A 12,388-nucleotide genomic window follows, 5' to 3' on the forward strand; every position below is an offset into this window, starting at 1 on the left:
GGAGAACAGCACCACCAGGGCCGACACGGCCGCCAGGATCATCAGGTAGAAGCCGGGGGCGAGCGGGGTGCCCGCCAGGGAGACGAGGCCGGTCGCCACGAACGGGGCGGTGCCGCCGAAGAGCACGTACGCGGCCGTGTAGCCGATGGCGGAGCCGCTGGCGCGGAGCTGGCTGGGGAACATCTCGGCCATCGCCGCCACGTTGGACGTACCGATGATCGACACCAGCACCGCGAGGACGATCGTGCCGACGCAGGCTCCCGGCAGACCGGTGCCGATCAGCCAGAACGCGGGCAGCGTCGCCACCGCGAAGCCGCCGCACGCCACGAGCAGCATCGGTTTGCGGCCGTACCGGTCGCTGGCGGCGGCCGCCGCCGGGCACGCCGCGCTGTAGGCGAGCATGGCCAGCACGCTCGTCAGCATGGCCTGCGATTTGGTGTAGCCGACCTCCTCCGACATGTACGCGATCATGTAGCTGCTCATGAGGTAGTACCCGACGGCGTTGGTGATGCTGTAGCCGAACAGCGTCAGCACCTGCCGGCGGCAGACCCGCCAGGCCTCTCGCAGCGGGGCCTTCTGAACGCTCTCGCGTTCCTCCATCGCCCGGAAGACGGGGGTGTCGTCGATCCGGCTGCGCAGGAACAGGCCGATGAATCCGAGCGGGCCTGCCAGCAGGAACGGGACGCGCCAGCCCCAGCTCCGCAGCGACCCGTCGTCGAGCGTCGACGTGAGCAGGAGCCCGGTGAGCGCTCCGGCCACGGACGCCAGGCCGACGGTCAGCGCCACCACGCTCGCGTACCGGGCACGGCGGCCCTCCGGCGCGTACTCCATGATGAACGCCGAGGCGCCGGTGTACTCGCCGCCCGTGGAGAAGCCCTGCATGGCCCGCAGCAGGAACAGCAGGATCGGGGCGGCGATGCCGAGCGTGGCATAGCTGGGCAGCAGGCCGATGAGGAGCGTCGAGCCGCTCATGCACAGCACGCTCAGCGCCAGCATGCGGTTGCGGCCGATCCGGTCGCCGTAGCGGCCGAAGAACGCCGCGCCGGCCGGCCGGGCGATGAAGCCGCCCGCGAAGACGGCCCAGGTCGCGAGGAGCGCCGCGGTCTTGTCGTACTGCGGGAAGAAGAGCCCGGCGATCGTGGCGGACATGATGGCGTAGGCGCCCGAGTCGAACCACTCCACGAAATTGCCGACGGCCGTCGCCAGGGCGACCTTCCGGTGCACGGACGGCGTGGCGGGGGCCTCCTCGGCGGCGGCGGGCGGCGCCGGGGGCGAGTGGTGATCGGTGGTCATGGCCGGCCGTCCTTCCGGGGTGGCGTCACGGCCGCCGGGGCGGCGGATTCGAGGTCGCGGGCGCGCAGGGCGGCCCGCTGAATCTTGCCGGTGGCCGAGCGGGGCAGCGCGTCGACGAACTCGATCAGCCGGGGGTAGGCGAACTTGGAGTGCGCGGCGCGGGCGAACTGGGTGATGTCCCGGGCCAGGCTCTCATCCGGCTCGTGGCCTGGGTTCAGCTCGATCCACGCCTTGACCGCCTGCCCGCGGACGGGGTCGGGAACGCCCACGACTCCCGCGTCGGCGACGGCGGGGTGACGTCGCAGCACCGCCTCCACTTCGTACGGGCCCACACGGTACCCGGACGTCTTGATGACGTCGTCGGTGCGGCCGAGGAACCAGAAGTATCCGTCCTCGTCCATGACGGCCTGGTCCTTGGTCCGGTACCAGGTCCCGCCGAACGACTCGGCGGAGGCCTCCGGCCGCTTCCAGTAGCCGAGCGGGAACTGAGGGTTGGATCCGGCCCGCAGGCAGATCTCGCCGGGCTCCCCGAGGGGCACCTCCTGGCCGTCGGCGTCCAGCAGCGCGACGTCCCAGCCGGGCAGCGGCCGGCCCATGGAGCCGGGCTTGACCGGCACCCCGGGGAAGTTGCCGAGGAGGGGGTAGGACTCGGTGGAGCCGTAGTAGTCCAGCGGCGTGACGCCGAACTGGTCCTGGAACCAGTCGATCAGATCGGTGGTGAGCGGCTCGTTCGAGCAGCACACCACCCGCAGCGACTGGGGGTACCGGCTGCCCGCGTCCTGGACGTCCTGCTTCATCTTGCGCAGGAAGGTCGGGTTGACCAGGGCCGTGGTGACCTTGTTGCGGGCCATGCTCGCCAGCAGTCCCTCGGGGTCGAAGCCGCCGGCGGGCCGGTACACCAGGTGCACGGCGCCCGCCCGCAGCGGGCCCATGAGCTTGGCCATGGACCAGGCCCAGTCGCCGGCGCCGTAGAAGACATCGCCGGGCCGCAGATCGTGGCAGTAGTGGAACTCGTTGTGTCCGAGCAGGGTGCGGTGGGCGTGCACGATGCCCTTGGCCTCGCCGGTCGTGCCGGAGGTGTAGAAGATCAGGGCCGGGTCGTCGGGGGCGGTGTCGGCGGCCTCGTACTCCGGCGGGCGCGCGGCGATCGCCGGGTCGTCGACGTTCACGACGGCGCCGTCGAACCCCTCCGTCCGGTCGAGGGCGGCCGTCTCGGTGACCAGCACCGTGGCCCCGGAGTCGGCGAGCCGGTAGCGGATGGGCTCGTCGGCCCAGAGCAGGGACATCGTCACCAGGACGGCGCCGGTGCGCAGGACGCCGAGGTAGGTGGCCGGGGTGTCGGGGCGCTGCGGCAGCAGGACCGCGACCCGGTCGCCCTTGCGTACGCCGAGGGCGTGGAGGTGGGCGGCGATCTGCCGCGAACGGTCCTGGATCCGCTGCCAGCGGACCTCCTCGCGATGGCCGGTGTGGTCCTCGAAGACGAGCGCGAGCCGGTCGCCGGGATGGCCGTCGGCGACGTCCGCCGCCATGTTGTAGCGGTCCGGGACCTGCCACTGATGGTCTTCGACGAGGCGGCGGTAGGCCTGATCGCCTTCGCCGGAGAGGGCGGCGCCGGGGTGCGGCGATGCGGTGGTCGTCATGGAGGTTCCTCTGGTAGGCGGGGGCGGGCGGGTTGCTACGCGGGGGCGGGCGCGGCGAGGCCCTGGGGCTGCGCGGGCCGGTGCGGTGGGGTCAGCGGCGGCGTCCCGCGAGGAAGCGGGCCATCTCGCGCTGCGGCTCCCCGGTGGCGTAGGCGGCGATGTGCACCTTCTTGGCGGCGTCGATCGCCTCGTCGAGACCGGCGTCGTCGAGCTCGCGGAGCCGGCCCTTGGTCAGCGCGAGGGCGCCCGCCGGCAGCTCCGCGAGGCGTCCGGCCTCGGCCAGCGCCTCGGCCTTGACCTGGTCCTCGTCGACGAGGCGGGACAGCAGCCCGAGCCGCTGCGCCTCCTCCCCGCCGACGAGCCGCCCGGTGAGGGCGAACTCGGCGGTCTTGGCCCGGCCGAGGATGCCGCGCATGGCCCAGATGCCGGTGATGCTCGGGATGCCGGAGAGCACCTCCGGCTGCCCCATCCGGACACCGGCGTGGCCGATGCGCAGGTCGGCGAGGAGCGCGAACTGGAATCCGGAGCCGGCGGCGACTCCGTTGACGGCGGCGATGACCGGCTTGTCCAGGCCGCGCACGGTGCGGAAGAGCAGGCCGAAGTCGTCGATCCACGCCTCGGCGGCGGCGTGGTCGTCGGGGTCGATCGCCGCGGTCTCCGCGAGGTCCTGTCCGGCGCAGAAGGCGCGTCCGGCGCCGGTGAGCACGACGGCGCGGCACGTCTCGTCGCGGCCGATCTCCTCCAGGGCCGCGACGAGCCGGGCGCGCATCTCGCCGGTCCACGCGTTGAGCTTGTCGGGGCGGTTGAGGGTGACCTCCGCGACGTGGACATCGCCGGGCAAGGCGGCCACGGGGTGGTGGGAAACGACAACGGTGCTGGTGGTGCTGCTGGTCTCAGTCATGGGGGCAGGGCCTTTCTGGAGGCATGCGGGGGCCACCGGTGCACAGCGGGGCCAGGGCGGGAGAGTGACGGGAAGGCGTCCGGTGGAGGACGTCCCGTGGGCAGCCATGCAAACAGGCGGCGATGTGATCCAGCCAACACCAATGGGGACTGACGGTGATATCGCAGCGATATGGTTCGGGTCATGGAGCTCCGTCACCTGCGATACTTCGCCGTGCTCGCCGACGAACTGCACTTCGGCCGGGCCGCGGCGCGGCTGCAAATGGCCCAGCCGCCGCTCTCGCAGCGCATCCAGGACCTGGAACGGGAGTTGAACGTCCGGCTCTTCGACCGCACCCGGCACCGCGTCCAGCTCACCGAGGCCGGCGCCCTGCTCCTGGAGCACGTACGGCCGGTGCTCGCCGGGGTCGAGGACGCCCGGGACGCGATGCGCAGGATCAGGCCCGGCGAGGCGGGCGTGCTCCGGGCCGGCGTGCCGCCGGACACCGAGCCGCGGGTGCTGCGCACCCTGACCGCCGAGTTCGCGCTACGGGCGCCGGACGTGCTGCTCGACATTCACGAGTTCACGACCGACGAGCAGTTGGAGCGGCTGCGCAACGGCGAACTCGACGCCGGTGTCGTGCGCCACCCTTCCGACACCGTGGGCCTCGAATCCGGCCCTGTGGCCCGGCGGGAGCTGGGCGTGGTGCTGCACGCCGACCACCCCGCCGCGACGGGCGACGGCCCTCTGCGGCTGCGCGACCTGAACGGGGCGCCGCTGGTGATCTTTCCCCGGGCGATGGCTCCGCGCCTGTACGACCACATGCTGACCATCTGCCGCGACGAGGGCTACCTCCCGGGCTCCATCCGCCACGCGCGCAACCCGAACTTCGTCCACGGCCTCGTACTCGCCGGCCGCGGCATCCACCTCAACGAGCCCCCGTCCTCCCCGCTCACCGAGGGGCTGGTGTGGCGGCCGCTGAACGGGACGGCGCTGACGTGGCAGACGTCCGTGGTGTGGGTGCCGAGCCGCCACAACGAGTCGATCGCCGCACTCGCGGAGGCCGTGCCGAGGGGGCTCGCGGAGGCGGGGCACCGCTTCGAGCAGGCGGGCGCCGACAAGGCCGTCCTGCCGCACCGGCTCTGACCGGCGGTCGCCGGCGAGACGCCGAACGTCTCCGGCAGGTGCCGCCAGGCACAGCCGCCAGGCACAGCCGCCAGGCGCAGCCGCTGGTCAGCACGTACACCACGCCCGTGAACACCGCACGCTCATCAACCGGAGCCGTGCCTCCACCCTGCGGACGGGAAGCAAGCGAAATGCAGTCCCGGACGCACGAAATTCCATCGCCGTGCGGCGGTGTCAGAACTCGACTTGTCGCGTCGACTGGTTCAAATTCGTGCCGATTCGCTCCCGGAGATTCCTGGCGAGAATATTTTCGAGCGTGGACACATCGTTGATGCCGTGTGTGGCGAAGACGTTGAGATCGTCTTGCAGAAGATCGGACCGAGGTTCGATGTCGCGGCCGAGCCAGAGCACGGCGTTGTGCTGCGCGGCGTGGAAACGCGGCCAGGCAGGGCCAGGGTCCTCTCCGCGGATGAAGGCGCCGTAGAGGTTCATGGCTGTGGTGGAGACGCGGGCGAGTTCGTCGCGGTCGATGCCGTCGAAGGCGGGCCACCAGGCCAGGTCCGCGTCTGTGTGGTTGCCGAACAGGAAAGGGATGTCGCCGGTATGCACGGCGTGCAGAGCACCGCCGAGCCCGGGCAGTTCGTAGGAGAACTGGAAGGCCCGTACCCGGATGTTCTGGGACGCCATGTTCTGCGCGATGCGCAGTGAGGAGAACTTGAAGAACGCGAACGACATGATGTCGGACAGGATGCGTCCCGGCGCCGTGTGGTCCGGGTAGAGCTGCTGGTAGGCGCGATATACGCCTGCGGCATGGTCGCCGAAAATCTGGGTGAGCACGGCGAGGACGTCATCGCGGGTGCCCTCGCGCACGGTATCGGAATGGCCGCGGAAGAAAAGCCACTCGTCCTTTGCGAACCCGATGAGGACTTCTTTCCCGTCGAGGTCAAGGGAATCTTCCGCAAGGTGCCGGGACGGCATGTGCGGAATCCAGTCGCCGTCGACGACACCTCCGAGGGGGCGCCACGCCACGGGCGCGTCCGGCGGGAACCAGCGCGTCAGGATGTTCTGGACGGCCAGCAGCCGGTCGGGGTCGATGTCAGCCAGTTCGGCGGCATCGTCGAGGCCCAGCAGGTCGAGGTAGCGGCGGGCAACGGATACGGCGTCAGAGCGTTGCTGGGTGCACCAGGGGTTGAACGGTGACAGCGACTGAATCACCGCCCGGCGGAACAGGCCCTGGGCCGAAGGCAAGGTCAGCAGGTGCGATACGGCTGTCCCGCCGGCCGATTCGCCCCCGATGGTGATGTTGTCGGGGTCGCCGCCGAACACGCTGATGTTCTCGTGCACCCAGCGCAGCGCGGCGACCTGGTCTTGCAGGCCCAGGTTGACTGCCTCGAACAAGGCGTCACTGATCAGGCCGAAGTGCACCCAGCCCAGTGCGCCGAGGCGGTAGTTGGGGCGCACGACGATGATCTGCTGGGTGCGGGCGAGATGCGCCCCGCGTTCCAGGGTGAAGGAGCCGGAGCTGACCGCGTTCGCCCCACCGTGGTAGTAGACGTAGACGGGCAGACGCGAGAGGTCGGCACCTGCGTCCGGGACCCATATGTCGAGATAGAGACAGTCCTCGGCAGCGTGGTCGTGACGGTAGGTGGCGTTGGTGTAGGACGGCCACGCCATGATCCCGGGGACGCCGGGATCGAGCTCGGTGATGAGACGGCTGACGGCCTCTTCGTTGGCGCCGTTGAACTGGTACGAAGCGGGCCCGGGGGTGACTGCTGGGCGGACGCCCTGCCAGGCCGGTGCGGGCTGGGGTGGGCGGAAGCGCTGCGGCCCGACCGGAGCGGCCGCGAACGGCACTCCGCGAAAGACCCGGACCCCGTCTTCCCGGGTTCCCCGCAGACCGCCTTGTGCGGTGACGACGACATCCTTGCTCAACACGACTCCTCTCCGAGACCTACGGACGAAGCATCCGGCCGGACGACAGCCGCGTGGCCCGCCCGGCCTTGACACTGACTGTACGTACGTTCAGGATGCTTGTCGAACGGGGAACATCAGCAGAGGAAGGGCACATGGCAGCACGACGAACGACCACGCAGGCGTCCGGTGCCGCCGGCGAACAGACGGGGCAGCCCTCGGTACGAGTGCGGACACTCCTGCGGGCTGCGGAGAAAGTCTTCGCAGTCGAGGGGTATCACGGTGCGACCATGCGTCAGCTTGCCGAAGCTGCCGGCGTCAGCGTTTCCCTGCTGATGTATCACTTCAAGAGCAAGGAACAGCTCTACTACCAGATTTTCGTCCACCGCCAAAACATCAACGAACAACGACGCGCCCGTCTCCAGGCAGTGGACCTTGACCGGCCGGACGCGCTTGAAGAGATCGTCGCCGCCTTCATCGAGCCGGTTCTGGCACTGCACGACGACCCCGATGACCTGTGGTTCGCCCGCCTGGTGCTGCGGGAAGCCGCCGACCCCTCCAGTCAGCAGCGGCAGGTCATTTCGTCGCTGTTCGACCCTATGGCCAGGGAGTTCATTGCCGCGCTGCGTCGGGTTCTCTCAGAGAAACCCGAAGGGTTCCACGAGTGGGCCTACCTGTTCTCGGTCGGAGCGCTGACGCAGAGTGCTTTCGAAACCCGAATCGGAAATCTTGCCAACGCGCCGTCCACGGGGGACAAGAACGCTTCCCTGCGTTCCTTCATCACCGCCGCACTCCGTTACGGCTGACCTCCCCATTGGTCCGCTGACTGTGGACGGTGAGACTGAGAACTTGCCTCACGTGGTTGAGGCTGGTGCGGCATGGTGTCGTGTCATGGGTGTTGGTCTGTCGCAGCTCGGCGTCGGCTTGCACCCAAGGGAGTCTTGTCTCTGCGGGGTTCACGGACAAACGTGGTCTGACCAGCTTGTCCGGGCGACCGAGGGAATTCCAAGGGACGCTCTCCATATTATCGACGCCGATGGTTCCGTTCGCCGAGCAGAAGGCGACGAGCCGCATACGACCACCGGCCCGCGGTGTCGGGCCGCGGGCCGGGTCTTCGGGTCGAACCAACGGGTTCTGCGTACGGTGCGGGTCCTGCGTACGGGCATACGTGCCGGCCGTACGCAGGGCCCGCGTACGGGCGGTGCTACGCGTGGACCTTGCGGGCGACGGCGCCGTACATGGCAATGTCGCGGTCGTCCACGACCTCCTGGCCCTCCTCGGGCTGCCAGTGGTGGACCTGCGTCAGGCCGGGCTCGACGACGTCCATGCCGGCGAAGAACTCCTCCGCCTCGGCGCGGGTGCGCAGTTGCATCTGCATGCCGCGGCGCCCGTACTCGGCGGCGACGCGGCCGACCTCCTCGGGGGCGAAGTCGGCGGTGCCGATGGTCATGGCGAGGAAGCTGCCGACGGGCAGCGGCTCCAGGAGGCGCTGGACGAGGCGGTGGTCGTCGGGCGGGAGGATGAAGTGCAGAATGCCGATGATCATGAGACCGACGGGCTCGCGCAGATCCAGGAGGCGCTGGAACTCCGGGGAGTTGATGATCGCCTCGGGGTCGCGCATATCGGCGTCGACATAGGCGGTACGTCCCTGGGCGGAGCTGGTCAGCAGGGTGTCCGCGTGGTTCAGGACGATCGGGTCGTTGTCGACGTAGACGATCCGCGCGTCGGGGGCGACCTCCTGGGCGACCTCGTGCAGGTTGGGCGCGGTGGGCAGGCCGGTGCCGATGTCCAGGAACTGCCGGATGCCCTGCTCGCGGGCGAGGTACCGCGCGGCGCGGTGCATGAACTGGCGGTTGGCGCGCATATGGACCGGGAGCGCGGGCCACTCCTGGCACATCAGGTCACCCGCGTCACGGTCCACGTCGTAGTGGTCCTTGCCGCCGAGGATGTAGTCGTACACGCGCGCCGAGTGCGCTTCGCCCGTGTTGATTCTGTCCACTGAAAAGCCCTGATGCGCCATCTCGCTCCTCAAACATTGCTCTGCGTCACCCCGGAGTGTAAGGCTGCCCCTCCCCGGAGTTGACCGGAGGCCCCCGCGAAGGGCCCGGCGGGTCCGGGCCCCGCGCCGGGGAACTCCCGCGCCCCACCCGCCAGTAGCCGCCGCCTGACTGCTCTGAGCTGTGCGGATACGGCGGGCAGAGGCTGGGATGGGGTGGCCTGCCGCGCCCCTGTGGTGGCCTCGGCCGGGGGCGTTGACGCCTTGTACCCCGCTTGTGCCTCTCGTACTCCTCAGCTCCGTACGATCACGGTGCGTACCGAGTTGGTCCGTTGGCGTGAGGCAGAACCGGAAGCCCTGCCTCGCACTCGGGTCGCCGGGTGGCGTCAGCCGGCCGTGGTGGCGCCGCTCGGCTCGCGGCGGACCACGTCCACCAGGGACAGGTCCGTGATCTTCAGGCTCGGGGACACCGCCAGCGTCAGCGTCGAGACGCTCATGAAGGGGTTGAGATGCTCCCAGCCCCAGCCGGTGAGCGCGTCGCGCACCACCCGCGACCGCCGTGCGACCTCGGCGGCCGGGTCCGGGGACATCACCCCGCCGACCGGCAGCGGCAGCCGGGCCGCGACCTCCTCCCCGTGCACGACGGCGACGCCGCCGCCGTCCTCGACGACCGCCGCCGCGGCCGCCGCCATCGCGGCACGGGAGGTGCCGACGGTGAGGAGGTTGTGGCTGTCGTGGGCGTAGGTGGTCGCCACCGCGCCCGGCGTGAGGGTGCGGCCCAGCAGCGGCGCGAAGACGGTGCCCGACCGGCCGTAGCGGTTCCGCACCCGGACCAGCGCGGTCCGGCCCTCCCACGCCACCTCTCCCGCCCGGACCGGGAGTTCGATCTCCGCCGCCTCGGTGTAGGTGTCGCGGGAGTTGACGCGCATGGCCCGGAAGCGGTGCGTGCCGTCGGGGAGGTCGACCCGCCAGCGGAAGCTGTCGGCGGTCTGCGGCTCCACGGCCAGGGTGTCGGCGAGGGGGCCGAGGTCAGGGGCGCCGGTACTCGCCTCCTTGCCGGTACGTACCGCGGCCTCATCCGTCCCGTACATTGCAGCACCCTCCCGAGCCACCTCCCTCCCGCCCGCGAACACCACGGCCGGGTCGAAGTCGACCAGTTCGCCGCGGAGCAGCACGAGGTCGGCCCGCTTGCCGGGGGCGACGACGCCCCGGTCGTACAGCCGCAGCCGCTGCGCCGGGGTCCAGGTCAGGGCGCGCAGCACCGCGGCGGCGGGCAGCCCGGCGCGTACCGCGACCCGTGCGATGTGGTCGAGGTGGCCGGCGCCGAGGATGTGGTCGGCCGCCAGGTCGTCCGTCACCAGGCAGAGCGGCGGCAGTTGCGGCAGGGCGAGCAGCGCCTCGACGGTCTCGGGCAGCAGGCACTTCTCCTGAAGCATCATCAGCATGCCCATCCGGGCCTTCTCCAGGACCACCTCGGTGCGGTTCTTGGTGTGGTCGGAGTCGACGCCGGTGGCCATGTACGCGCTGAGTTCCGCGCCGCTGAGGTTGGGGCAGTGCCCGTCGAGGATCACGCCCTGGTCGCGGGCGGCGGCGACGATGCCGCGCATCCGCGGGTCGTCGGCGACGACGGCGCGGTAGTCCATGACCTCGCCGAGGGCGATGACGCCGGGCAGCCGCAGCAGTTCCGCGATGTCGTCGGCCGACAGGCTCGCGCCCGCGTGCTCCAGCCCCTCCAGGGCGGGTACGCACGAGGGCACGCCCCACAGCTGGGTCTGGGGGGTGCCGCGGCCCGCCTCGATCATCCAGCGCATGGCCCGCGCCCCCGCCACGTTGACGATCTCGTGCGGGTCGGCGAGCACGGTCGTGGTGCCGCGGGCAAGGGTCAGGGCCGCGAAGGTCTGCGGCGTCAGGAACGAGCTCTCGATGTGCATGTGCGCGTCCACGAAACCGGGCACGACCAGCATCCCGGTGGCGTCGACGTGGTCGCGGGCCGCTCCGGGGGCGCCGGGCGGCAGCACGCCGCTGATGGTGTCGCCGCGCAGCAGGACGTCGGCGGCGAACTCCTCGCCCGTGAAGGCCGACACCACCCGTCCGCCGCTGATCCGGATGTCGTGCGGCTGCTCGGTCGTGGAATGCATGGGATGCACACTCCTTGGAGGTTCAGGGGCGGAAGTCGAAAGAGGCGGGCGTCAGGGCAGCAGCGTGTAGAAGTAGTAACCGAGCGGGACCATCACGATCCACAGGCCCCAGGGGATCTCCCGGAACCGGCCGGCGGCGGCCTTGACCAGGACGTGGGAGACGAGCCCGGCGGCGATGCCGGTGCCGAAGTTGCCCCAGAAGACGGTGGTGGTGACGGTGAGCGCGGCCGGGACGGCGTTCGTCGGGTCCTTGAAGTCGACGTTGCGCAGCGCGCCGAGCATCGTCAGCCCGATGTACATGAGCACGGGCGCGGTCGCGGCGGACGGGATGAGCGTCGCGAAGGGCGTGACGAGCAGCAGCGCGGCGAAGCCGCCCGCGGCGACCACCGAGGACAGGCCCGTACGGCCGCCGCTGTCCGCGCCGGCCGAGGACTCCAGGTACGCGGTCATGCTGGGCGCGCCGAGTCCGGCGCCGCCGATCACGGCGGCGGAGTCGACGTAGAACGGGCGCCGGATGCCGGGGAGGTTGCCGTCCTTGTCGGTGAGGCCCGCGCGGTCCGCGACGGCGAGCAGCGTGCCGGTCATGGAGAAGAACTCGGAGACGAAGAACGCGAAGATGTACGGGAAGTACTCGGGTTTCAGCGCGCCGAGCACGTCGATGTGGAAGGCCACGGAGGCGGGGCTGTCGGGTGCGCCGAAGAAGTGGCCGGGCAGTTCGGTCACGCCGAAGGGGATGCCCGCGACGGTCACCGCGGCGATGGTGATCAGGAACGCGCCGGGCACCTTGCGCGAGGCCAGGGCGGTCAGCAGGACCAGTCCGGCGAGGGCCAGCAGCGCGGCGGGCTTCGAGAGGTCGCCGAGCGCGAGCGCGTTGCTCGCGGGCTTTGCGATGACCAGGCCGCTGTCCTTGAAGCCGAGGAGGGCGATGAAGAGGCCGAGGCCGCCGCTGATGGCGTATTTGAGGTTCTGCGGCATCAGCCGCGTGATCAGGTCGCGGATGCCGAGCAGGGTCAGCAGCAGGAAGGCGACGCCGGACCACAGGACCATGCCGAGCGCGGCGTCCCAGGGGACGTGGTCCTGGCCGACGATGGTCACGGCGAGCAGGGCGACGCCGCCGAGGCCGGGCGCGAGGACGAAGGGGAGGTTGGCGAAGAGGCCCATGGCCAGGGTGGCCAGCACGATCGCGATGATCACGGCGGTGGTGACGGGGCCGTGCGGCACGCCGGCCTTGGCGAGCTGGCCGGGGACGACGACGACCGCGTAGGCCGCGGCGATGAACATCGACAGCCCGGCGACGGCCTCGGTGCGGGGGCTGCTGCCGCGGGCGCGGATGTGGAAGCGGCGTTCGAGGAGGCCGGCGGGGGCGGCGGACGCGGCCGAGGCCTCGGTGGACCCGGTACGCGGC

General features: G+C 70.7%; 9 protein-coding genes. 2 read left to right on the forward strand and 7 right to left on the reverse strand.

Going from position 1 to position 12,388, the window contains the following annotated elements:
- The 3 genes from ACFU99_RS15895 to ACFU99_RS15905 all read right to left on the reverse strand — a co-directional run.
- Nucleotides 1–1,293: MFS transporter (locus ACFU99_RS15895; protein WP_384391577.1), on the reverse strand; the 1,293-nt coding region annotated here is incomplete at its 3' end.
- On the reverse strand, nt 1,290–2,933 hold the full coding sequence (locus ACFU99_RS15900; RefSeq protein ID WP_384391580.1) for an acyl-CoA synthetase: 1,644 nt from the start codon (nt 2,931–2,933) through the stop codon (nt 1,290–1,292). The genes ACFU99_RS15900 and ACFU99_RS15895, both read right to left, overlap by 4 nt.
- Nucleotides 2,934–3,024: 91 nt before the next feature.
- Nucleotides 3,025–3,834: an enoyl-CoA hydratase/isomerase family protein gene (locus ACFU99_RS15905; RefSeq protein WP_384391583.1), complete on the reverse strand. Its 810-nt coding sequence runs from the start codon at nt 3,832–3,834 to the stop codon at nt 3,025–3,027.
- 183 nt (nt 3,835–4,017) lie between these two features.
- On the opposite strand from ACFU99_RS15905, the gene ACFU99_RS15910 reads away from it, so the two are divergent.
- Nucleotides 4,018–4,959 carry a LysR substrate-binding domain-containing protein gene (locus ACFU99_RS15910; RefSeq protein WP_384391586.1) on the forward strand — a complete coding sequence of 314 codons (942 nt, stop codon included), beginning with the start codon at nt 4,018–4,020 and terminating at the stop codon, nt 4,957–4,959.
- Between the two features lie 213 nt (nt 4,960–5,172).
- Here ACFU99_RS15910 and ACFU99_RS15915 read toward each other — a convergent pair whose 3' ends face one another.
- The gene (locus ACFU99_RS15915; protein ID WP_384391589.1) at nt 5,173–6,873 is read right to left on the reverse strand and encodes a carboxylesterase/lipase family protein; all 1,701 of its coding nucleotides are present in this window, start codon (nt 6,871–6,873) and stop codon (nt 5,173–5,175) included.
- Between the two features lie 131 nt (nt 6,874–7,004).
- Here ACFU99_RS15915 and ACFU99_RS15920 point away from each other — a divergent pair, with 131 nt between their 5' ends.
- Entirely contained in the window at nt 7,005–7,655 is a 651-nt protein-coding gene (locus ACFU99_RS15920; protein ID WP_384391592.1) for a TetR/AcrR family transcriptional regulator, read from the forward strand.
- A gap of 398 nt (nt 7,656–8,053) precedes the next feature.
- On the opposite strand, the gene ACFU99_RS15925 is transcribed toward ACFU99_RS15920, so the two are convergent.
- The 3 genes from ACFU99_RS15925 to ACFU99_RS15935 form a co-directional block, all read right to left on the reverse strand.
- Nucleotides 8,054–8,869, reverse strand: coding sequence for an SAM-dependent methyltransferase (locus ACFU99_RS15925; protein ID WP_384391595.1), 816 nt, complete (start codon nt 8,867–8,869; stop codon nt 8,054–8,056).
- Between the two features lie 362 nt (nt 8,870–9,231).
- Nucleotides 9,232–10,983, reverse strand: a complete 1,752-nt coding sequence (locus ACFU99_RS15930) for an adenine deaminase C-terminal domain-containing protein (RefSeq protein ID WP_384391598.1) — start codon at nt 10,981–10,983, stop codon at nt 9,232–9,234.
- Between the two features lie 51 nt (nt 10,984–11,034).
- The coding region (locus ACFU99_RS15935) for an NCS2 family permease (protein ID WP_384391601.1) at nt 11,035–12,388 on the reverse strand (1,354 nt) is incomplete at its 5' end.

The organism is Streptomyces sp. NPDC057654 (assembly GCF_042800135.1).
Lineage (GTDB): Bacteria > Actinomycetota > Actinomycetes > Streptomycetales > Streptomycetaceae > Streptomyces.

Excerpts from the sequence above, each read along its gene's own strand:
- ACFU99_RS15900 (WP_384391580.1), bottom strand. The coding sequence starts at position 2,933 with ATGACGACCACCGCATCGCCGCACCCCGGCGCCGCCCTCTCCGGCGAA.
- ACFU99_RS15905 (WP_384391583.1), bottom strand. The coding sequence starts at position 3,834 with ATGACTGAGACCAGCAGCACCACCAGCACCGTTGTCGTTTCCCACCAC.
- ACFU99_RS15910 (WP_384391586.1), top strand. The coding sequence starts at position 4,018 with ATGGAGCTCCGTCACCTGCGATACTTCGCCGTGCTCGCCGACGAACTG.
- ACFU99_RS15920 (WP_384391592.1), top strand. The coding sequence starts at position 7,005 with ATGGCAGCACGACGAACGACCACGCAGGCGTCCGGTGCCGCCGGCGAA.
- ACFU99_RS15925 (WP_384391595.1), bottom strand. The coding sequence starts at position 8,869 with ATGGCGCATCAGGGCTTTTCAGTGGACAGAATCAACACGGGCGAAGCG.
- ACFU99_RS15930 (WP_384391598.1), bottom strand. The coding sequence starts at position 10,983 with ATGCATTCCACGACCGAGCAGCCGCACGACATCCGGATCAGCGGCGGA.